Here is a 20,906-nt window from a genome sequence, read left to right as displayed (position 1 = left end):
ATGGTACTGTGATGCGCAGTTATCGACCATAAGACGAAAACATCGCCAGGAGTCCTCATGCCGATCGTCACTTCGCCCACCGCGACAACGCAGTGGGCTGAGCGAGTCCGTGAACTCGCTCGTCGCGAGGACGCGGTGATCCTCGCCCACAACTACCAAGCCCCCGAGATTCAGGATGTGGCTGATCACGTCGGGGATTCACTGGCGCTGTCCCGCATCGCAGCGCAGGCCCCCCAGTCCACGATCGTGTTCGCCGGTGTGCACTTCATGGCCGAGACGGCGAAGCTGCTCTCCCCTGGCAAGCGGGTACTCATCCCCGACGCGGAGGCTGGCTGCTCGCTGGCCGACTGCATCGACGCCGACCAGTTGCGCGCCTGGAAGGCCGAACATCCTGGTGCAGTGGTGGTCAGCTATGTGAACACCACAGCCGCGGTGAAGGCGGAGACCGACATCTGCTGCACCTCCTCCAATGCCGTTGAGGTGGTCAACTCGATCCCACGCGACAAAGAAATACTGTTCTGCCCCGACCAGTTCCTGGGCGCCCATGTGCGGCGGATGACCGGCCGGGACAACATCCAGGTGTGGATGGGCGAATGCCATGTTCACGCCGAGATCTCGCCGGACTCTCTGATCGAGACCGTGAAGGAGCACCGGGACGCGGAGTTGTTCGTGCATCCCGAGTGCGGTTGCACCACGGCGGCGCTGTGGCTGGCCGGGCGCGGCGAGCTGCCTGCCGAGCGCACCAAGATCATGTCCACAGGTGGCATGCTCACCGCCGCCCGGCAGACCGCATCGAAGGAGGTGCTGGTGGCCACCGAGATCGGCATGCTGCACCAGCTGCGCAAGGCCAATCCGGTCACCTCGTTCCTGCCGGTCAACCCACAGGCTGCCTGTCCCTTCATGAAGATGACCACCCCAGAGAAGCTGGTGGCTTGCCTGGAGAATGGCTGCGACGAGGTGATGGTCGACCCGGCCATCGCCAGGCGTGCGCGAGGAGCGGTGGAGCGAATGATTGCCATCGGCCAGCCGGGTGGGGGCGAATGAGCATGGCGATCACTGCGGACTTCCCAACTTCTGCGCACACCCGCCGTCCCCTCTCCGGCTCAGGAACGATCGGCTGGCACTTGCCCACCGATCCTGCCCAGTGGCACCGGCGGACGAGCGTGGTCGTGCTCGGCTCTGGCGCGGCAGGCCTGATGGCCGTTGTCGGGCTCGTGATGGCCGGCGTGGACACCCTGCTCGTCACCCGCGGCGAGGTCACCGATTCCAGCACGGACTGGGCACAAGGTGGCCTGGCCGCCGTCTGGTCCCCCACCGACGACACCGACTTGCACGTCTCGGACACCCTCACCGCAGGTGCTGGGCTGTGCAATGAGACGGCCGTCCGTGATCTGGCCGAGCACGCTCCCGAGGCCCTGCGACGGCTGATTGAGCTGGGCGCGGTCTTCGACAAGGATGCGTCCGGGGCCATCGACCTTCATCTTGAGGGTGGTCACCACGCGCGGCGCATCCTGCATGCCGGAGGCGATCAGTCCGGCCACGAGGTCGAGCGTGCTCTGGTGACCAGGCTCGATGCAGGCTACGACCCGGGCCGTCATCTGCAGGTCCTCGATGGAACGCGAGCCATCGACATCCTCCGCGATGGTCATGGGCGTGCCTGCGGGCTACGGGCATTCGACGCCCGGGGACAGGTCGGGGAGATTCGGGCGTCCGCGGTGGTCCTCGCCACAGGAGGTATCGGCCAGCTGTGGCCGGTCTCGACGAATCCCCCGGTGTCCACCGGTGACGGTCTGGCGATGGCGATGCGCGCCGGTGCCCGGGTACGCGATGTGGAATTCATGCAGTTCCACCCGACGATCCTCGTCGTCCCGAAGCCATTCCGGCGTCCGGGCGACCGTGGCGTACTGATCTCCGAGGCGGTCCGTGGCGAAGGTGCCATCCTCATCGACCACGCCGGGAAACGCGTGATGACGGGCGTGCATCCACTGGTAGATCTGGCACCGCGCGACGTGGTCTCCGCCGCCGAGCACGCACACATGATGCGCACCGGTGAGGAGAATCTCTTCCTCGATGCCACTTCTTTCGGGCCTGACAGATGGGAACACAGCTTCCCCTCGATCCTCCAGATGTGCCGCGCGAGGGGCGTGGACCCGGTCACCGAGCCCATTCCGGTGTCCCCCGGCGCCCACTACCACTGCGGCGGAGTGGTCGCCGACATGGCAGGCCACACCGGCATCGAGGGCCTGTACGCAGTCGGCGAGGTGGCCTGCACGGGAATTCAGGGCGCCAACCGATTGGCGTCGAACTCGCTCACCGAGGGCCTCGTGATGGGCTGGCGCTGCGCCCAGACGCTGGCCGCAGCGCTGCCCGTGATGAACGAACCCGGCGAGCCTGTGGTACCCCGCGACACCGGCCTTGTCGCGGCCTCCGGTTTCGCCACCGTGCGCACGACCATGGCCCATCATGTGGGGGTGCTGCGGGATGCCGACGGCCTGCGCCGCGCGCACCACCTGTTGGGCAGCATGCCCGTCACTGACGTACTCGACGATGGGACGCTGACCGCAACCAATGCCGTCCAGGTTGCCCGCGCGATAGCCATTGCCGCTGCCACCCGCACCGAATCACGAGGCTGTCACCGCCGCAGCGATATCACCGCCCGTGACGACAGCTGGCTGCGACACCTCGACTGGCGCATCGGTGCCGATGGTATGCCGCAACAAGCGCCCTCCCACTCGATCCAGCCCTCCCATCAGGAAGCCGCATGACTGCCATTGCCACCGAGAACCTGCCTGCCGAGGTGCTGTCTGCGCTGAATGCGGCGGGCCTGCCCCTTGAGACAGTCCTTCGGACAATCGATGGAGCTCTGGACGAGGACCTCGCCTATGGCCCCGATGTCACCACCGAGTCCATCTTCCACCCCGATCAGACGGCGACCGCTGTCGTCGTGAGCAGACAACACGGCTGCCTGGCCGGAGTACCGGTAGCTGCGGCTGCCATGCATCGACTTGCCCAACGCCAGGGTGCCGAGGTGCAGATCGAGTTGCTCGCCGCCGATGGTGATCGAGTGCAGCCGGGCTCGCAGGTACTGAGGGTCGAGGCGGCGCTGCGCTGCCTGCTCACCGGGGAACGCACCATGCTCAACCTGCTCGGCCAGCTCTGCGGCGTCGCCACCGCCACTGCCCGCTGGGCGGATGCGCTGGAGGGCAGCGGTGCTGTGATCCGGGACACCCGCAAGACCGTGCCAGGACTGCGGGTGCTGCAGAAGTACGCGGTACGCTGCGGCGGCGGCCACAACCACCGGATGGGGCTCGGCGATGCCGCGCTGATCAAGGACAACCACATCGCCGCCGCGGGGTCGATCACCGCAGCCATCAATGCCGTCACAGCGCACGCACCTGACGTGCCGTGCGAGGTGGAGTGCGACACCCTCGACCAGGTGCGAGAGGCCGTCGCGGCCGGTGCACACCTGATCCTGCTGGACAACATGGCGCCCGACCTGATGCGCGAGGCGGTGGCCGTCTGCAGGCCAGCCGGGGTGCTCACCGAGGCCAGCGGCGGACTGACCTTCCCCGATGCAGCCTCAGTGGGCGCAACCGGCGTGGACTACATCTCTGTAGGCGCTCTCACGCACTCCTCCACCGTGCTGGATCTCGGCCTCGACATGGCCTGAGAGACATCGCCCGGGGTGTGCCTGCGGGAGCAGCGGAAGGGCCATTCCAGCCGCAGAGCGCATGCACACCCCCATCGCGGGCAATTTCAGCACGTGTCAACGAGGGCTCTGGTCAGCAGCCGACCAGTCGCGTCGCGAGGTAGTCCTTCACCTGGCTGATGGCCACCCGTTCCTGGGCCATGGTGTCGCGTTCACGCACGGTCACCGCGTCGTCGTCGAGGGTGTCGAAGTCGATGGTGACGCAGTACGGGGTGCCGATCTCGTCCTGACGGCGGTAACGCTTACCGATGGCCTGGGCGTCGTCGAAGTCGACATTCCAGTAGCCACGCAGCTCGTCGGCGAGGGCACGCGCCTTCGGCGACAGCTTCTGGTTGCGGGACAGCGGGAGCACTGCTGCCTTCACCGGGGAGAGCCGCGGATCGAGCTTCAGCAGAGTCCGCTTGTCCACGCCGCCCTTCGTGTTGGGCGCCTCGTCCTCGGTGTAGGCATCCACCATGAATGCCATCAGCGACCGGGTGAGTCCGGCAGAGGGCTCGATCACATAGGGCAGGTAGTGCTCGTTCTTCGCCTGGTCGAAGAAGCTGAGATCGGCGCCGGAATGCTTGGCGTGGGTGCCGAGATCGAAATCGGTGCGGTTTGCGATCCCTTCCAGTTCTCCCCAGTCGCTGCCCGCGAAACCGAACTTGTATTCGATGTCGACAGTGCGCTTGGAATAGTGTGAGAGCTTCTCCTTCGGGTGCTCGTACAGACGCAGATTGTCCTCGGCGATGCCCAGGCCGGTGTACCAGGCCTTTCGGTGGTCGATCCAGTACTGATGCCAGGTTTCATCGGTCCCCGGCTCGACGAAGAATTCCAGTTCCATCTGCTCGAATTCACGGGTACGGAAAATGAAATTCCCGGGCGTGATCTCGTTGCGGAAACTCTTGCCGGTCTGCGCCACGCCGAAGGGGGGCTTCATCCGAGTGGTGTTGAGGATGTTCTTGAAATTGATGAAAATGCCCTGTGCCGTCTCAGGGCGCAGATAGTGCAGACCGGCCTCGTCCTCGACCGGGCCGAGATGGGTCTTGAGCATCATGTTGAAGTCTCGCGGCTGGGTGTACTGCCCGCGGGTACCGCAGAACGGGCACGGGATCTCGGTGAGGTCGACCGAGTCCGGATCCTCGATGTCCTTGCGGAAGGCGTACTCCTCCTGCAGCTGATCGGCGCGGAATCGCTTGTGGCAGTTGAGACACTCCACCAGGGGATCGTTGAATACCGCGACGTGGCCGGAAGCCACCCAGACCTGCTTGGGCAGGATCACCGACGAGTCGAGCCCCACGACATCTCCGCGCCCTGTGACGGTGAACCGCCACCACTGCCGCTTGATGTTTTCCTTCAGCTCCACGCCCAGCGGGCCGTAGTCCCATGCAGCGCGCGTGCCTCCGTAGATCTCCCCACAGGGGAAGACGAATCCGCGCCGCTTGCACAGGCCGATGACCTTGTCGAGCTTGCTCTCTGCCACTCTGGCTCCTCAATATCCGTCGGATCGAGTCCGGTCGCGAGCCGGTACCTGGCTGGCACCGGCGATGGTGGGGTGCGCGCCACGCACCACCCGCCCGCACCATGATGCCCGAGTCCGGGACCGGGAGGGTAAGTGATCTCGCGCCCGCCTTGCCGAGCCGTGCACTCACAAGGCGGGATTTGACTGCTCATGGGGATGAACACGGACCGGCGTCCCGGCTTTCCGGGGGCAGGGCATCGAGAACTTCTCCGTAACGCCTGCGGCAGCTGCCTAGACTGAGAATCATGGGATTCTTGACCGAGGGCGGCAATACCGGGGGCGGTTCGTTCACGCTGCGCGGCATCTCGGCTCACCGCCATGGATGTCTGCCAACGGCTTGTGGCGACGCCGGCGACCGGCCGTCCAGCCGGCATGCGAACACCAGCCGGCCCGCAGGCACCAGTCGGCATTTGAGCAATTGTGGAGCCATTCATCATGACCGCTGACACGAAAACCCTGACGAGCGCCCAGCGTCCGCGTCGCACGCGCCAGCAGAAGGTGATCAGGGAAGTCCTGGAACGGGGCAATGACTTCCGCACAGCACAGCAGCTGCACGCTGACCTCACCGACAACCCTGACCAGCCGAGTCTGGCCACCGTCTACCGGGTGCTGCAAACCTTCGCCCGCAACGGAGAGGTGGACACCTGGCGCAATCCGCAGGGTGAAGTGGCCTACCGGCACTGCACCTCGCGCCATCACCACCACCACCTGATCTGCCGCGAATGCGGGCGGACCGAGGAGATTTCCGGAGGCCCCGCAGAAGCCTGGGCCGCACAGGTTGCCGCCGAACACGGTTTCACCGAAGCTGAACACAGTGTTGAGATATTCGGTCTGTGCCCGGCCTGTTCGGCAGCGAAAACTGCCCAGGACTAGTATCTGCGGCACACGTACCACTCTGCGGAGGGAAGCCGGTGAGATGCCGGCGCTGACGCGCAACCGTGAATTGGCCCTTGAACCAATGAGCCGGGATGCTCCGCCGGGTGGTTAAGCCCTGACCCGCTGCCGCGCTCGCACGGGAGGCGGTCATCCGTCATCCGCGTACGCAGCGAAAGGATGACGAAATGTCTGTGAATTGGCTCGACCCCGCCACCGGTGCGGATTTGTGGACCGCACGGCTCGATTCGATGTTGCACTGCTGGTTGGCCTCTCGTGCAGGCACAGTCGCCGAAAAGACTCTTCGCACCGATCAGGACTTGTTGCGGATCATTCCGCAGTCCTATCTGCGTCGCGACCCGCACGATTTCACCCCTGCCGATGTGGAGGGGATGCTGGCACATTTCCGCGCCAGAGGCCTCTCGGAATTGTCCGTGCTGCGCCATCGGGCGAGCCTTTCGCAATTCTTCCACTGGATGCAACGCCTGGGGATCATCACTGACACCCCTGTGGGTGCGCTCCCCGACACGAGATCAATCACCCCGCGGGCGGCACGGCCCTTCTCCGCCGCTGAACTCGACAGTGCGTGGGCCGAATGGGCCCAGCATGACGAGCGACTGGCAAACATTCTGCTGATCCTTGCCCGCACCGGCCTCCGGTGGAGCGAGGCACGTGCCCTCACGGTGCGCGACTTCCATGTGGCCACGGCTCGGATCACCGTCAACAAGGCCACCAGTGAAGGCACGGCGACACGACAGCTGGCCGGTGGCCTGGTGCGCCGGGTGCCGGTGGTGAAGCCTCTGCGCACGATGATGCATTCGGTCACCCGTGGTCGCGAGCCCGAGGAACTGCTGTTCACCACCGACAGGGGGTGCCAGCTGCACCGCACGGCTGTGTTGCGCCGATTGGACTGGCAGCACACCGGACGTGGCCGCCGCCTCAACGATCTGCGCCACACGGCGGCGAAACTGTGGCTCGAAGAGGGCGTCGCACCCAGTCAGGTGCGCGCCTGGATGGGTCACACCCTGATGGCCAGCACCCGCCGTGCAGCCGCGTCAGCCCCTCAGGACGACCTCGCCGGCTGAGCTGGCGAACAGAACCAGGCAGCTCAGTCGTGCGGCACCATCGCCAGCGCGCGAAGGCCGTGGGCCATGTGCCATGCCGCGAAGGCGGCGACCAAGCCTGCGCACTCACGTACTGCGGCCTGGGATGTGCTGCGGGTGGCCACCCAGTCGCCGGTGATCATGGCGGAGAGCAGTTCCCATGATTCCGGGGAGGGTCGCACGGCGCCCGAGGGACGACAGCGCGAGCACACCATGCCACCGCTGGACGGGGAGAACCACTCGTGCGGTCCCTTGGAGCCGCACTGGGCACAGGAGTCGAGCAGCGGGGCATAACCTGCGACGGCGAGCGCACGCAGCATGTATGAGTCCAGGATCATGCTCGGCGGGCGCGGCCCATCGCTGGTGCCCTGCCCCAGCACTCTCAATGCGCCGAGCAGCAGCCGATATTGCGAGGGGGCCGGTTCGTTCTCCACCGCGACGATCCGGTCGGCCATCTCGAGCATGGTCTCCCCGGAACAGTAGAGGGCGTAATCGCTTGCCAGCGGTTTTCCGTAGGGGTGCAGGCATTCCGCCTGGGTAACGATGTCCAGGGAGCGCCCCACGGCGAGCTGGATGTCCACATGGCTGAAGGGCTCAAGCCGGCCGCCGAATTTGCTGGAGGTGCGTCTCACCCCTCTGGCGACGGCGCGCACCTTGCCGTGGCCGCGGCACAGCAGCGTGACGATCCGGTCGGCCTCCCCCAGCTTGTGGGTGCGAAGCACAACACCCTCGTCACGGTAGGTCGGCACGTATCCATTGTGCCCGCTGATGCAGAGAACACCCCCGTGGTTGTGGCGGTGGCGCTGCCCATGACAACGCCGATCGGACCGAACTCATGGATACTGCCCCACACTGTTGCCGTTAGAGTCGAGTGGTGGCCCCTCGTACCAGCCCGCGTCCCGAACACCGCGCACCGACTCCTCATCCCAGTGGGGCGCGTCCTCCTGAACTACCAGCAGGTTCGTTGCCCAGGCATGTAGCGGTCGTCATGGATGGCAACGGGCGCTGGGCCAAGCAACGCGGACTGCCCCGCACCAAGGGCCATGAGGCAGGCGAGGCGGTGCTCTTCGATGTTGTCGAGGGCGCCATCGAAATGGGTATCCCCTACCTGTCCGCCTATGCCTTCAGCACCGAGAACTGGAAGCGCTCACCAGCAGAAGTGCGTTTCCTGATGGGCTTCAACCGCGATGTCATCCATCGCCGACGCGGCGAGCTGGACGCCCTCGGGGTTCGGGTCCGTTGGGCCGGCCGGCGCCCGCGGCTGTGGCGCAGCGTCATCAAAGAACTGGAGGCCGCCGAGCAGCAGACTCGCAACAACACGACCTTGCAGCTGCAGTTCTGCGTGAACTACGGGGGCCGGGCCGAGATCGTGGATGCCGCGCGCGAGCTGGCAGCCGAGGCGGCGGCCGGTCGCATCGACCCCGCACACATCTCTGAGGCAAGTTTCCACCACCATCTCTATGAGCCGGAGATGCCGGACGTGGACCTTTTCGTGCGCAGTTCGGGTGAACAGCGCACCAGCAATTTCCTGGTCTGGCAAAGTGCCTATGCCGAACTCGTTTTCTCCGACAAGCTGTGGCCTGAGTGGGATCGCCGGGATCTGTGGGCAGCCGTCGAGGAGTATGTGCACCGCGACCGCCGGCTCGGCGGAGCCAAGGCCTGAGGCACCGCACATCAACACTGCCACTGGATTCGGCGGTCGCAGAAAAAGTACCCGCGACCGCCGACTCGGCGGAGCCAAGACATCGGGAAAGTTCTCCGCCGCCGGTGAAGTCAGACTCTGTTGATGGCGCTGACGGCAGCCTTCAGCGTGGCGGTGGTGATGTCGGGGTCGATTCCGGCGCCCCACAGCACCTGTGCTTCGTCTCCGTCACCCACCTCGCACTCCACATAGGCGGCTGCCTGGGCGTCACCGCCGGAGGTCAGTGCGTGCTCGCGGTAGTCCAGCACCCTCACCGGGATGCCGAGCTGGCCGAGCGCGTCGATGAAGGCCGACAGCGGGCCATTGCCCTCACCGGTGATTTCACTGCGCCGGCCCTTGTAGTCAACGGTCGCATTGATCAGCGAACTGCCCGCGCGCACATCAGTGGTGAACGCAACGAGGCCCAAGGGCTCGGTACGGTTCAGGTACTCCTGGCTGAACAGCTCCCACAGCATGACGCTGGACACTTCGCGACCCGTCCCGTCGGCGTGGCTCTGCACCGCATGGCTGAATTCCATCTGCAGGCGTCGCGGCAGCTCCAGATGATGGTCTGCCTTCATCAGGTAAGCCATACCGCCCTTGCCGGATTGGCTGTTGACCCTGATCACAGCCTCATAGCTGCGACCCACATCGGCGGGATCGATGGGCAGATAGGGGGCCTCCCAGGTCAGCTCATGCAGGCCCTTGCCCTCGTCCTTGGCGCGATTCTGGAGTACCTCCAGGCCCTTCTTGATGGCGTCCTGGTGGGAACCGGAGAAGGCGGTGTACACGAGGTCGCCGGAGTAGGGCTGGCGAGCCGGCACCGGCATTCCGGTGCAGTACTCGACCGTGCGGCGGATTCCGGCCATGTCCGAGAAGTCGATCTTCGGATCGATTCCCTGGGAGTACAGATTCATGCCCAGCGTCACCAGATCAACATTGCCGGTGCGCTCACCGTGGCCGAACAGGCAGCCTTCGACGCGCTGACCGCCGGCCATCATGCCGAGCTCGGTTGCTGCCACGGCGCATCCCCTGTCGTTGTGGCAGTGCATCGAGATGCACACGTGCTCGCGATTCTCGATGTGACGCCCGAAGTACTCGATCTGGTCGGCGTAGGTGTTCGGCGTGGACATCTCGACGGTGGCGGGCAGATTCAGGATGATCTCGCGGCCCTCACCCGGCTGCCACACCTTCATCACCGCATCGCACACCTCAATGGCGTAATCAGTAGGGGTTTGGGTGAAGATTTCGGGGCTGTACTCATAGCCGACGGGGGTGTCGGGCAGATACTTCTGGATGGCCTCCATCACCCACTGCGTGCCGCGCTGGGCCAAGTCGATGGTCTCCTCGGCGCTCAACCGGAAGACCACCCTGCGGAACAGTTCGGCCGTGGCGTTGTACATGTGGATGACGGCCTGTTTGGCACCGATCAGGGACTGGGCCGTGCGATCGATCAGGTCCTCACGTGCTTGGGTCAGCACGGAGATGACGACATCGTCGGGAATGGCATCCGGATCTTCGATCAGCGAGCGGACGAAGTCCCATTCGGTCTGGGATGCCGAGGGAAAGCCGACCTCGATCTCCTTGTAACCCATCTTCACCAGCAGATCGAACAGCTTGCGCTTGCGGGCGGGAGTCATCGGGTCGATGAGTGCCTGGTTACCATCGCGCAGGTCGGTGGACAGCCACCGCGGCGCCGCGGTGACCCGGGCATCGGGCCAGGTGCGATCCGGCAGGCGCAGCGGCTGGAAAGGCTGGTAGCGATCCACCCGCATCCCGCTGGACTGTTGCACAGGGCGTGCGATGGAACAGGTTTTCGGTGCAATGAAATCGATGGGGGTGAAAGTGGTCGTCATGAGAAGTCCTCAGCGGCAGATGGATGGTCCGATTCGATCCGGACGCCGGCACGAACAAACGCCGCAGCGAGGATTACCGGCTAATTGGAGCTGGCCTCACTGCGGCAGCCAAGGAGCAGGCTCGACAGGCCAGCGATGCACGCCACGTGTCTTACCGTAGCTCAAGGCCAACAGCGATGCCAACCCTCCGCGCGACTCCTGTGCATGACCCGCTGCCCTGCCTGCCCGCCATGGGGTGTCCACCCCTCGTCACGGGCTCCAATGGCACGGTCCACGCGGTTGGATGGCGCCATGAGGTTTCGCCATGCCCGCATGCTCGACCTTGTCAGCGGCCGGTGCAGCGAACCCCGCGATGTGATCGTGTGCGGCTCCCGCGTTCAGCGCAGCGGCATGCCCGCCGACCACGACTCCGCAGACGACGAGGTGATCGACCTCAAGGGCCGATTCATCATGCCTGGTCTGTGGGATGCCCATGTGCACACCGATCTGTGGGCCCAGAACCGCGCGCGCATCGACCTGTCCGGAGCCGACAGCATCGCCCAGGCCCTCAAGATCCTCGACTCCAGGGCCACTGCCGAGCCGGGCGATGAACCGCTGGTCGCAACCGGGGCGCGTCTGGGCTCGTGGCTGGATGCCGAGGACACCCATCGTCTGGACGCGCTGTGCCCTGGACGGGCCGTGGTGGTGTGCAGCCGCGATCTGCACTCGGTGTGGGTGAACGATGCCGTGTTGTGCGACCCCGAGTTCGCGAGGCGTGCTGATGGCGCATCGGCCGGGAGCCTGCTGCGCGAACAGGACGCCTTCGCCGTCGAACGGATCTATCTGGATGCTCCGGCCGGAACCATGGACCAGTGGGTGGACGCCGCTGCCCGGGCAGCTGCCCGCCGGGGTGTTGTGGGAATCGTCGACTTCCAGGACTCCCCCGACCGCGTGTCCACCTGGCGCAGGAGGATCTCGTCCTTCCGCCCATCGGTACGGGTGTCGGTGTCCTGCTGGCCCCATACCCTGCAAGAAGCCATCGAGGACAAGATGACCACGGGTTTCCCACTCGACGATCACGGCTGGCTCCTGGGGGGCCCGCTGAAGGTCATTCTCGACGGCTCGCTGTCCTCAGGCACCGCCTGGTGCACAAGGCCATACGCACATCCCGTGCCGGGGGTCGATCCCTTCGGCGAGGCACTGGTCAGCCCGGCCGAGCTGAGCCATCTGATGAGCCGCGCGGAGATGAACGGGCTGCACACATCCGTTCACGCCATCGGGGACGCGGCCATTGCCACGGCACTGGACTGCTTTGCGGAGACCGGAGCGCAGGGAGGCATCGAGCATGCCTGCCTGGCCACTGGTACCGAACTGGACCGGATGGCCGTGCTGGGTGTGCGGGCAAGCGTCCAACCAGCGCACCTCCTTGATGACCGGGAGCTCCTCGAGAGCCAATGCCCGGACCGCACCGGCGACGCCTTCGCCTTGCACTCGTGTCTGGCAGCCGGGGTGCGGATGTCCTTCGGCTCGGACGCACCGGTTGCACCGCTGGACCCCTGGCTGGCGATCTCGGCGGCCGTGCTGCGCGCCCGCCCCGGTGAACCGAGCTGGCATCCGGAGCAGCGTCTGGGCATCGGCGAGGCGATGCGGGCATCGACCGGCGGCATCGGGAAACTGGTGCCGGGCGGTCAGGCCGATTTGATCGTGCTCGACGAGAATCCGTTGACGCGCGATCCGCAGGAACTGGCCGGCACAGCTGTCCATCTGACGATGGCCGCCGGCCAGATCACCTGGTGGGCAGACGCTGAGTGATCCGCCGAACAGTCTGAGGCATGACCCAGAAGCGCGATCAGCAATGCTTCGCCATCGACAACTGAGCCCCCGGGGCAGGTGAACGATCAGCGGCGACCCGCATCCTTGACGAAGCCGACAAGGTCCTTCCTGATCTCGGGGGGCAGGCCCGCGAACAGCTCGTCCTGATCGCTCACGACGCGCCCGCTCAGATCATCCCAGCGACTGGCCGAAATCTCACCGCTGCGGATCCAGTACTGGCAGTGCTCCACACCGTCGACGCTCCAGCTGATCGTGCCCTGGCGGGTCAACTCGAAGCGTGACGGCTTGCCCAGCCCGGTCAGTTCGTCGATGGCGGTGCATTCCATCGGCAGATGATCCTTGTGGCCGGCAAGATAGCTGGCCACCGCGAATTGGGCCCAGCGGGGAATGCACTGCTCGCCCATTTCGGGCGTGCGGCCCCGTTCGATGAGCCGCCCGTCCACCAGATGGAAGCAGTGGGTCCAGGTGAAGGGATCGGCCCGGGCGCATTCAACCCGGGAATTCACCGTGGACAGGCGCCCTCCCACGGGGTAGACAGCCGACGAGATCACCGTGGTGGCGCCGATGCCATGAACCGATGCACCCACGGTGTTGCCGCGAGCATCGTCGATGCGCATGTAGACGACCTTGGTTCCCAAGGCTGTCCTGCGACTGAGCCGGAGCATTTCGCCCGCCTTTCCTGGTCACAAACCTAGCCGGTTGAGCTTCCTCGGGTCGCCCTGCCAATCCTTGAGGACCTTGACGCGCAGGTCGAGGTGCACGGGCACGCCGAGCAAGGCCTTGATCTGCTGTCGCGCCTGGGTGCCGATGCGCTTGATGCGTTCACCAGCCCTGCCCACCATGATGCCCTTCTGGGACTCCCGCTCCACGATGAGAGAGGCGAAAATGTCCAGCAGGGGACGATCAGCCGGACGGCCCTCCCGCAGGTGCATCTCCTGGACCTCTGCGGCGATCGAGTGCGGCAGCTCATCACGCACATCCTCCAGCGCCGCCTCGCGGATCAACTCGGCCACCAGCACCTCATCGGGTTCGTCGGTGGTCTCGCCGTCGGGGTAGAAGGCGGGGCCGGGAGGCATGAGGCCCAGCAGCACGTCTGCCACCTCGCCGACCTGCTCCCCGGTTACCGCCGAGCACGGCACGATGTCCTCGAATCGCACCCCCACCTCCTCCTGCACCGAAGCGATGCGGGTGAGGTGCTGCCCGATCCTCTCGTGGCTGACCAGATCGGTCTTGGTGGCCAGCGCCACCAGCGACGGGGTGCGGCGCAGTTCGGCCAACTGCTTGACCAGGTACAGATCGCCCGGACCAACGCTCTGGTTGCAGGCAAAGACCACAGCCACCACGTCCACCTCGGTCCAGGTTGCCCTGACCAGGTCGTTGAGTCGCTGCTGCAGCAACGAGCGGGGCTTGCTCAGCCCCGGCGTGTCGATGATGATCAGCTCGCCGTCGTCGCGATGCAGGATGCCGCGCACCGTGTGCCGTGTTGTCTGCGGCTTGTCACTGGTGATGGCGATCTTCTGCCCGACGAGCGCGTTCGTCAGGGTGGACTTGCCTGCATTGGGACGTCCCACGAAACAGGCGAACCCGCTGCGAAAATCGTCCGGCGTGCTCTGCTCAGTCATCCTCGTCCTCCTGCTCCTCATCGGCCGGCGCCTCGGGATGGTTCACCACGATGGTGTCGATCTGGTGTCGGCGCCCCGATGATTTCTCCGCACGCAGTTCGAGGCCTTCCCAGCTGACCGTCGAGCCGATGATCGGCACTCTGTTGAGCAGCTTCGCCATCAGCCCCCCGGCGGTCTCGACATCCTCGTCCTCAAGGTCCATTCCGAACAGATCGCCGAGATCATCCAGCGGCATCCGGGCCGAGATTCGCCAGGAGCCGTCGGGCAGCTGCTCGGCCAGGTCGGGTTCGGCGTCGTACTCGTCGGTGATCTCCCCCACGATCTCCTCGACCAGGTCCTCGATGGTCGCCAGCCCCGCGGTGCCCCCGAACTCGTCCACGACGACGACCATGTGATTGCGGGTGGCCTGCATCTCACGCAGCAGGTCGTCGACGGGCTTGGAGTCGGGGCAGAAGGCCGCCGGGCGCATCACCTGCTCCACGAGACGCGCATTGCCGCGGGCGGGATCATCGAAGACCTGCTTGACGAGATCCTTCAGGTAGACGACTCCGCGCACATCGTCCAGCTTGCCGGCGATCACGGGTATTCGACTGAAACCGGAGCGCAGTCCCAGCCTCATCGCCTGGCGCACCGACTTGTCCATCTCGATGAACACGATGTCGGTGCGCGGCACCATCACCTCACGCACCAGGGTGTCGCCCAATTCGAAGACCGAATGGATCATCTCGCGCTCGTCGTGCTCGATGACCTCGGCCTTCTCGGCCATGTCGACCATCTCGCGCAGCTCCGCCTCGGAGTTGAACGGGCCGTCGGCATAGCCGCGTCCGGGCGTCACGACATTGCCGATGGCGATGAGCCCGGTGGTGATCCATCCGATCGTGGTGTTGAGCATCGTGAGGGGACGTGCGGCGTGGAGGGCGACCTGCTCGGCGCGCTGGCGGCCCAGTGTGCGGGGCATGACGCCCCAGAAGATGAAGCTCACGAAAGTGAGTACTGCAATGGGCACCACGATGCGTTCCCAGGCCAGCGGCAGGGTGGTGAAGCAGACCAGCGAGACGAGTACTGCGGTGGCCATTTCACCGCAGGTGCGCACCAGCATCGCGGTGTTGATGGTGGGCGCGGGGTCGGCTTCGATCTGGGCGACCAGCCCCGCGCCGCGCACACCATCGTCGACCATTCGATCCGCGCGTGATCGCGAGACGGTCTGCAGCGCGGTCTCACCGGCAGCGAGAAGGCTCGCCCCCACCGTGAGGAGCACCGCGAAAGCGATGAACAGCCATTGCCATGTGGTCACCTGGGTGCGTCCACCTGTCTGATCGAGGCTTGGCCGATGTGGTCAGAAGTCATCGACCCGCGACCTTCTCGTGCTTCCAGTCGGAGATGATGCGGTCATTGAGACTGAACATCACTTCCCGTTCAGCAGGCTCTGCGTGATCATGCCCGAGAAGGTGCAGCAGGCCATGGATGAGCAGATACTCCATCTCCTCCTGGTTGCTGCGCCCATTGCCAGGCGCCTGGGCACTGGTGAAAGTGGGACAGATCACGATGTCGCCGAGCAGCCCGCGGGGTGGTTCCTCATGGTCGTCGGGCATGCGCAGCTCGTCCATCGGGAAACTCATCACATCGGTCGGGCCATCAAGGTCCAGGAAGCGCTTGTGATAGGCGGTCATGGCGTCCTCATCGACGAGCAGTATCGACAGATCGCTCTGGGGATGGATGCGCAGGCTGCCCAGGGCGAACAGGGCGAGGCGCACGAGTGCCTGGGTGTCGACCTGCTCACCCGACTCGTTGCTCACGTCAATCATGGGCGCCACCCTATAGCGGCACCCGGGCCGATCATGGCCGACGGCCTAACGTCGCCCGCCGGTGGGCCGCTGATGCGTGATGTCATAGCGGTCATAGGCGGCCACGATCCTGCCCACCAGACGGTGCCGCACGACGTCGTGGCTGGTCAGCTGGCAGAAGGCGATGTCGTCGAGGCCGTCGAGGATACCCTGCACCTGGCGCAGGCCACTGGGCTTGCCGCCGGGCAGATCCACCTGGGTGACGTCGCCGGTGACCACTATCTTGGAACCGAAACCGAGCCTGGTGAGGAACATCTTCATCTGTTCCGGGCTGGTGTTCTGGGCCTCGTCGAGCACGATGAAGGCGTCGTTGAGGGTGCGCCCACGCATATAGGCCAGCGGGGCAACCTCGATGACGCCGCTGGTGAGCAGTTTCGGCACTCGCTCGGGATCGATCATGTCGTGCAGGGCGTCATAGAGCGGACGCAGATAGGGATCGATCTTGTCGGCAAGAGTGCCCGGCAGGAAGCCGAGCCGCTCCCCCGCCTCAATGGCAGGGCGGGTGAGAATGATGCGGTTCACCTGCTTGGACTGCAGGGCGTGCACCGCCTTGGCCATCGCGAGATAGGTCTTGCCAGTGCCTGCCGGACCGACCCCGAAGGTGACGGTGTGCCGATCGATGGCGTCAACGTAGCGTTTCTGGTTGAGCGTCTTCGGGCGGATGGTACGGCCACGATTCGACAGGATGTTCTGGGTGAGCACCTCGGAGGGACGCACCCCAGGGTCTGCGGATTCCATCGCAATGACGCGTTCCACGGACTCGGAGGTGAGACCCTGGCCGGTACGCGCCACCGTGATGAGTTCTGTGAACACCCGCCAGGCCAATTCGACGTCGCTGGCACCGCCGGTGAGCGTGATCCTGTTGCCGCGCACCATGATCTCGGCGTCCAGCCGGGATTCGAGGACCCGCAGGAATTCATCACGCGGGCCCAGAACGGTCACCATGTCGATGGACGCCGGAACCGCAATGGTGCGGACGCCGTCTGGTTCGCCAGCCTCGGTGGGCTGCATGTTCGCTGTGCTCAGGACGTGTTCCCTGTCTGTGGTCGTGAGTGGATGTGTCATCGTGCCTGGTCGTCAACGTGATTCTTCAGCAGAGTGGCCCGGTGGATGCCGCCGGCATCGTGGCCAGTGCAATGGGCGCCTGTCCACCAGGCTTGCCGTGCCTCAACACTACCCGGCAACCGCTGAGGGCCCAGCTGCACGAGTGATCGTCGCAGGTGGGCCCTCAAGGATTCCGCAGGGTTGGGACTCAGAGGATCGCCACAGCCTCTTCGGCGGCGATCTGCGGGGTCTCGCCGACCTCGTCGAGATCGATCTCACTGGTTTCGCGCATCGTCACCAGCGCAATCAGCGTGAGGACGGCCATTGCCACCAGATAAAGACCCACAGAGCCTGGCCCGTAGCTGTGAGCCAGCCAGGCCGCGATGAACGGCGCCACGGCAGCACCCAGGATTGAGGACACGTTGTAGGAGATGGCAGATCCGGTGTAGCGCACATTCGTCGGGAAGAGCTCGGGCAGAGCTGCTGACTGGATGCCGAATGTGAGCCCCATCAGCGTCATGCCGATCAGCATGAAGACCATCATCCGGCCGAGATTCGCCTGGTCACCCGTCCCGATCCGGGCCGGGTCGAGGAAGAAGCCGAAGCTCAGGCCGAAGGCGACGATCGCCAGGGTCACCGTGATGAGGAAGCGCTTGCGCCCGAAGACATCACCCAGCCACCCCGAGAAGGGGATGGTGATGGCGAATGCGCAGATGGTGATCAGTTGCACGACCAGGAAGGAGTGGTAGTTGATGCCCAGCAGGCCGGCGGACTGCTTGCCGATCGCGTAGGACAGGATCCAGGTGGTCATCAGGTAGAACAGCGTGTATGTGGCGATCATGATGAAGGTGCCGCGGACCACTTCACGCCAGGAGGTGCGGAAGACCTCGATGACAGGGGCCTTCACCACTTTGCCCTGGGCCTTCGTGCGCTTGAACGCGGGCGTCTCGTCCAGCTTGAAGCGCACATACAGGCCCAGCGCAACGATGATCGCCGAGAACAGGAAGGGCAGCCGCCAGCCCCAGACCAGGAAGGTGTGATTGGTGGCGGCGGACGTCGAGTCGTAGTGCATCGTCATGGTCAGCGCCAGGAAGAAACCATTGGCGAACAGGAAGCCGATCGGGGCACCCAGCTGGGGCCACATCGAATCGAAACCGCGCTTGCCTGCCCGGGAGTTCTCACCGGCCAGCAAGGATGCACCCGACCATTCACCGCCCAGGCCCAGGCCCTGGCAGAAGCGCATCACTGCCAGCAGTGCAGGTGCGAACACACCGATCTGCACATAGGTCGGCAGGAAGCCGATCAGGACTGTGGCGATGCCCATGGTGAGCAGGGACGCCAGCAGTGTGGCCTTGCGCCCCGCCCGGTCCCCGAAGTGCCCGAAGATCACCGAGCCGAGCGGGCGGGCGATGAAGGCGACGCCGAAGGTGGCCAGCGAAGCGAGCAGTGCGCCGGTGTCGGAGGACGAGCGGAAGAAGAGCAACGGGAAGACAGAGATGGCTGCAGTGGCGTAGACGTAGAAGTCGTAAAACTCGATGGTGGTGCCCACCAGCGAGGAAACGATGATGCGACCCTTGCCCTGTGTGCCTGATGCAGGTCCTTCGGTGGAAGGCCCCACAGTGTCGATCGATTGCGGGATGGTCTTGGTGTTCACACGCAAGAGAGTACGTTACGGTCTCATTTCATGAGACGTCTTGTTTCCACATGTGAGACACAGATGCCAATTTCCCCTGTCGTCGAAAACCAGTAGCGCGAGCCACCGGCTGCGATGGTGGCAGGCACGACCTCCCCGGATGCTCCGGAGAACACCCTCCCCTCAGTCCACCAGCCGCGTCAGTCCTCGAGGCTGACCGGCGGTTTCTGCTCAGGAAGCTCAACCTCGTCGGCCTGCTCGGTCTTCTGGACCTCTTCGGCGGGATCATCGTCGTCATCCTCGATGACATGCATGGCAGCCTCCTCGGCACTCGCGGCGCCGCCGGAGATTCCCACGTCATGGGCCAGCGACTGGGCCTCGTTGTCCTCCCCCCCCGGGCCGACTCCGGTGGCCACCAGACGTCCGGCACGGCGGCTGCCGACCTGGCGCTTCTCGTTGTTCGGATTCCACGGAATGACGGGGCCATCGTGATTCGGCTCCGGCTCCTCCTGAGGAATCCGCTGCTCGATCGTCTCCTGGCGGGCCATCTCGGCCGGGGTGTTGCCGAAGCCCTGGGCAGGCGACCAGTGATCGGGGGCCACATAGCCCTCATCGAGCGGATCTGCCACACCGCGATCGATCAGCGAATCCCCCTGGCTGAGCTGGGCGAGCTGATCATTGTCCTCGTCATTGAGGGGAGTCACCTCATCGTCGATCTCTTCCATGACACGATCTTGCCACCGCTACGCCTGATGATCACGGGCCTGACGGGGATTGTTCCCGATTGACCGGACTCAGTTGCGATCTGCGATCAATCCGTGGTGGTGCGAGCCGCGTAGAAGCGGCCGAGGAATTCGTCTCTGTAGGCTCCGAAGTCTCCGGACCCCATGGCGTGACGGATGTTGTCGACCAGGCGGATGGTGAATCGCTCGTTGTGGATGGTGGCCAGCACCTTCGCCAGAATCTCCTTGGCGCGGAACAGGTGGTGCAGGTAAGCCCTGGTGTAGTGCTGGCAGGTGTAGCAGTCGCAGCTCTCCTCGAGCGGTCCGAAGGCCCTGCGATTGGCTGCCGTCGTCACGTTGTACCGGCCATCGGCGGTGTAGATCGCGGCATTGCGGCCCACCCGGCTCGGGTTGACGCAGTCGAAGGTGTCGGCGCCGGCCGCGCAGGCCGCGAAGAGGTCGTCCGGTTCGCTGATTCCCAGCAGGTGACGCGGCTTGTCAGCGGGCAGTTCCTCGGCGCACCAGCCGACGATCTCGCCCAGCCGCTGCTTCTCGATGGCGCCTCCGATGCCATAGCCGTCGAAGCTCTCTGGCTCGTGGCCGGGAAGCACGGCACGGCAGGCCAGCAGGCCGCGGCAGGCGGCTCGGCGCAGGTCCTCGAACTGAGCGCCCTGCACCACGCCGTAGAGCGCCTGGTACGGATGATGGGCCCTGGTCTGGGTGATCCGGGCGTGCTCGTCGAGGCAGCGTTGCGCCCAGCGACGGGTGCGTTCGACCGAATCCTCCTGGTAGTGACGGGTGTTCATCAGCGTGGTGAGTTCGTCGAAGGCGAACATGATGTCGGCGCCGAGATGGTGCTGCACCTGCATGCTCACCTCCGGGGTGAAGCGGTGCCTGGATCCGTCCAGGGGGCTTTTGAAGGTGACGCCGTCGTCGTCCACCACAGCATTTCGTTTCGCACCGGGCGCGATGATGTCGTCGTTCTCCAGCCCCTTCACGTCCATGGCGAGCACCTTCTTGAAGCCCACCCCGAGGCTCATCACCTGGAATCCGCCGGAGTCGGTGAAACTCGGGCCTGGCCAGTTCATGAAGGCACCCAGGCCGCCTGCTGCGTCCACGATGTCCGGCCCGGGTTGCAGGTAGAGGTGGAAGGCATTGGCCAGTACCGCCTGCCCGCCGCAGGCGGCGACCTGTTCGGGCAGCATGGCCTTGACATCGGCCTTGGTGCCCACCACGACGAATGCCGGCGTGTGGATGGCGCCATGGGGTGTCGTGATGGTTCCGGTGCGCCCCAGGCCATTGGGCAGTGTGTGGTCGACGCGGAACGAGAAGTCGGACGGTGAAGCAGCGGGCATGGCCCTATCAGCTCAGAAAACCACCGGTCTTGCAAGGTGACAGGGTTCCACCGGCGAGGCGGCCACATTCCTTGTGCTCCACCGGCGGCATCGCCCGCACGGCGACGACCCACGGTGACCGCCAGGGGGAGCCGCCCATTCACGAGTGTGC

General features: G+C 65.1%; 18 protein-coding genes and 1 riboswitch. Of the genes, 7 read left to right on the top strand and 11 right to left on the bottom strand.

All coding sequences use genetic code 11. The features are described 5' to 3' along the window. The first annotated feature begins 57 nt into the window (after positions 1 to 57). The 3 genes from nadA to nadC are packed head-to-tail and all read left to right on the top strand — an operon-like array spanning position 58 to position 3,670. Positions 58 to 1,044 (top strand): quinolinate synthase NadA, encoded by a 987-nt coding sequence (nadA, locus tag ABF648_RS05475; protein ID WP_415631287.1) that lies wholly within the window; start codon positions 58 to 60, stop codon positions 1,042 to 1,044. Between the two features lie 2 nt (positions 1,045 to 1,046). Beyond that, complete coding sequence (gene nadB / locus ABF648_RS05470; protein ID WP_415631286.1) at positions 1,047 to 2,765, top strand: L-aspartate oxidase; 1,719 nt, start codon at positions 1,047 to 1,049, stop codon at positions 2,763 to 2,765. Beyond that, a complete protein-coding gene (gene nadC, locus ABF648_RS05465; RefSeq protein WP_415631285.1) occupies positions 2,762 to 3,670 on the top strand; it encodes a carboxylating nicotinate-nucleotide diphosphorylase in 909 nt (302 codons plus the stop codon). The genes nadB and nadC overlap by 4 nt, the downstream gene beginning before the upstream one ends. Before the next feature lie 112 nt (positions 3,671 to 3,782). Here nadC and ABF648_RS05460 read toward each other — a convergent pair whose 3' ends face one another. Further along, a complete protein-coding gene (locus tag ABF648_RS05460) occupies positions 3,783 to 5,171 on the bottom strand; it encodes a glycine--tRNA ligase (RefSeq protein WP_415631284.1) in 1,389 nt (462 codons plus the stop codon). A gap of 474 nt (positions 5,172 to 5,645) precedes the next feature. Here ABF648_RS05460 and ABF648_RS05455 point away from each other — a divergent pair, with 474 nt between their 5' ends. Together ABF648_RS05455 and ABF648_RS05450 are read left to right on the top strand one after the other, a co-directional pair. After that, complete coding sequence (locus tag ABF648_RS05455; RefSeq protein WP_415631283.1) at positions 5,646 to 6,083, top strand: Fur family transcriptional regulator; 438 nt, start codon at positions 5,646 to 5,648, stop codon at positions 6,081 to 6,083. Continuing rightward, a riboswitch (cobalamin riboswitch) is annotated at positions 6,073 to 6,206 on the top strand. Its footprint overlaps the gene before it by 11 nt. 65 nt (positions 6,207 to 6,271) lie before the next feature. After that, positions 6,272 to 7,168: a tyrosine-type recombinase/integrase gene (locus tag ABF648_RS05450; protein ID WP_415631282.1), complete on the top strand. Its 897-nt coding sequence runs from the start codon at positions 6,272 to 6,274 to the stop codon at positions 7,166 to 7,168. Positions 7,169 to 7,191: 23 nt separating this feature from the next. Here the strand turns inward: ABF648_RS05450 and recO are convergent, their stop codons facing one another. After that, complete coding sequence (recO, locus tag ABF648_RS05445) at positions 7,192 to 7,935, bottom strand: DNA repair protein RecO (protein WP_415631281.1); 744 nt, start codon at positions 7,933 to 7,935, stop codon at positions 7,192 to 7,194. A gap of 125 nt (positions 7,936 to 8,060) precedes the next feature. On the opposite strand from recO, the gene ABF648_RS05440 reads away from it, so the two are divergent. Beyond that, the gene (locus ABF648_RS05440; RefSeq protein WP_415631280.1) at positions 8,061 to 8,849 is read left to right on the top strand and encodes an isoprenyl transferase; all 789 of its coding nucleotides are present in this window, start codon (positions 8,061 to 8,063) and stop codon (positions 8,847 to 8,849) included. Between the two features lie 110 nt (positions 8,850 to 8,959). On the opposite strand, the gene leuA is transcribed toward ABF648_RS05440, so the two are convergent. After that, a complete protein-coding gene (gene leuA, locus ABF648_RS05435; protein ID WP_415631279.1) occupies positions 8,960 to 10,723 on the bottom strand; it encodes a 2-isopropylmalate synthase in 1,764 nt (587 codons plus the stop codon). A 291-nt stretch (positions 10,724 to 11,014) separates the two neighbouring features. Here leuA and ABF648_RS05430 point away from each other — a divergent pair, with 291 nt between their 5' ends. Beyond that, entirely contained in the window at positions 11,015 to 12,514 is a 1,500-nt protein-coding gene (locus ABF648_RS05430) for an amidohydrolase family protein (RefSeq protein ID WP_415631278.1), read from the top strand. An 86-nt stretch (positions 12,515 to 12,600) separates the two neighbouring features. Here ABF648_RS05430 and ABF648_RS05425 read toward each other — a convergent pair whose 3' ends face one another. The 8 genes from ABF648_RS05425 to tgt all read right to left on the bottom strand — a co-directional run bounded on the left by ABF648_RS05425 (position 12,601) and on the right by tgt (position 20,755). After that, positions 12,601 to 13,200, bottom strand: a complete 600-nt coding sequence (locus ABF648_RS05425) for a hypothetical protein (protein ID WP_415631277.1) — start codon at positions 13,198 to 13,200, stop codon at positions 12,601 to 12,603. 18 nt (positions 13,201 to 13,218) lie between these two features. Beyond that, positions 13,219 to 14,178 carry a GTPase Era gene (gene era, locus ABF648_RS05420; protein WP_415631276.1) on the bottom strand — a complete coding sequence of 320 codons (960 nt, stop codon included), beginning with the start codon at positions 14,176 to 14,178 and terminating at the stop codon, positions 13,219 to 13,221. After that, positions 14,150 to 15,451 carry a hemolysin family protein gene (locus ABF648_RS05415; protein ID WP_415631275.1) on the bottom strand — a complete coding sequence of 434 codons (1,302 nt, stop codon included), beginning with the start codon at positions 15,449 to 15,451 and terminating at the stop codon, positions 14,150 to 14,152. The genes era and ABF648_RS05415 overlap by 29 nt, the downstream gene beginning before the upstream one ends. 49 nt (positions 15,452 to 15,500) lie before the next feature. After that, positions 15,501 to 15,962 (bottom strand): rRNA maturation RNase YbeY, encoded by a 462-nt coding sequence (gene ybeY, locus ABF648_RS05410; RefSeq protein WP_415631274.1) that lies wholly within the window; start codon positions 15,960 to 15,962, stop codon positions 15,501 to 15,503. 45 nt (positions 15,963 to 16,007) lie between these two features. After that, the gene (locus tag ABF648_RS05405; protein ID WP_415631273.1) at positions 16,008 to 17,012 is read right to left on the bottom strand and encodes a PhoH family protein; all 1,005 of its coding nucleotides are present in this window, start codon (positions 17,010 to 17,012) and stop codon (positions 16,008 to 16,010) included. Positions 17,013 to 17,253: 241 nt separating this feature from the next. Further along, on the bottom strand, positions 17,254 to 18,699 hold the full coding sequence (locus ABF648_RS05400) for an MFS transporter (RefSeq protein ID WP_415631272.1): 1,446 nt from the start codon (positions 18,697 to 18,699) through the stop codon (positions 17,254 to 17,256). A gap of 179 nt (positions 18,700 to 18,878) precedes the next feature. Further along, the gene (locus ABF648_RS05395) at positions 18,879 to 19,403 is read right to left on the bottom strand and encodes a DUF5709 domain-containing protein (protein WP_415631271.1); all 525 of its coding nucleotides are present in this window, start codon (positions 19,401 to 19,403) and stop codon (positions 18,879 to 18,881) included. 86 nt (positions 19,404 to 19,489) lie between these two features. Then, positions 19,490 to 20,755, bottom strand: a complete 1,266-nt coding sequence (gene tgt / locus ABF648_RS05390) for a tRNA guanosine(34) transglycosylase Tgt (protein ID WP_415631270.1) — start codon at positions 20,753 to 20,755, stop codon at positions 19,490 to 19,492. Between the last annotated feature and the right edge of the window lie 151 nt (positions 20,756 to 20,906).

Source organism: Propionibacterium sp., from assembly GCF_047719395.1.
GTDB lineage: Bacteria > Actinomycetota > Actinomycetes > Propionibacteriales > Propionibacteriaceae > Propionibacterium.
Note: the sequence above shows the minus strand (reverse complement) of the source record. Positions and strands in the feature narration are given on the sequence as shown.

What these genes read in the sequence shown, in the direction of transcription:
- nadA (WP_415631287.1), top strand. Translation starts at nt 58, where the DNA reads ATGCCGATCGTCACTTCGCCCACCGCGACAACGCAGTGGGCTGAGCGA.
- nadB (WP_415631286.1), top strand. Translation starts at nt 1,047, where the DNA reads ATGGCGATCACTGCGGACTTCCCAACTTCTGCGCACACCCGCCGTCCC.
- nadC (WP_415631285.1), top strand. Translation starts at nt 2,762, where the DNA reads ATGACTGCCATTGCCACCGAGAACCTGCCTGCCGAGGTGCTGTCTGCG.
- ABF648_RS05455 (WP_415631283.1), top strand. Translation starts at nt 5,646, where the DNA reads ATGACCGCTGACACGAAAACCCTGACGAGCGCCCAGCGTCCGCGTCGC.
- ABF648_RS05450 (WP_415631282.1), top strand. Translation starts at nt 6,272, where the DNA reads ATGTCTGTGAATTGGCTCGACCCCGCCACCGGTGCGGATTTGTGGACC.
- leuA (WP_415631279.1), bottom strand. Translation starts at nt 10,723, where the DNA reads ATGACGACCACTTTCACCCCCATCGATTTCATTGCACCGAAAACCTGT.
- ABF648_RS05430 (WP_415631278.1), top strand. Translation starts at nt 11,015, where the DNA reads ATGAGGTTTCGCCATGCCCGCATGCTCGACCTTGTCAGCGGCCGGTGC.
- ABF648_RS05425 (WP_415631277.1), bottom strand. Translation starts at nt 13,200, where the DNA reads ATGCTCCGGCTCAGTCGCAGGACAGCCTTGGGAACCAAGGTCGTCTAC.
- era (WP_415631276.1), bottom strand. Translation starts at nt 14,178, where the DNA reads ATGAGGAGCAGGAGGACGAGGATGACTGAGCAGAGCACGCCGGACGAT.
- ybeY (WP_415631274.1), bottom strand. Translation starts at nt 15,962, where the DNA reads ATGATTGACGTGAGCAACGAGTCGGGTGAGCAGGTCGACACCCAGGCA.
- ABF648_RS05405 (WP_415631273.1), bottom strand. Translation starts at nt 17,012, where the DNA reads ATGCAGCCCACCGAGGCTGGCGAACCAGACGGCGTCCGCACCATTGCG.
- ABF648_RS05395 (WP_415631271.1), bottom strand. Translation starts at nt 19,403, where the DNA reads ATGGAAGAGATCGACGATGAGGTGACTCCCCTCAATGACGAGGACAAT.
- tgt (WP_415631270.1), bottom strand. Translation starts at nt 20,755, where the DNA reads ATGCCCGCTGCTTCACCGTCCGACTTCTCGTTCCGCGTCGACCACACA.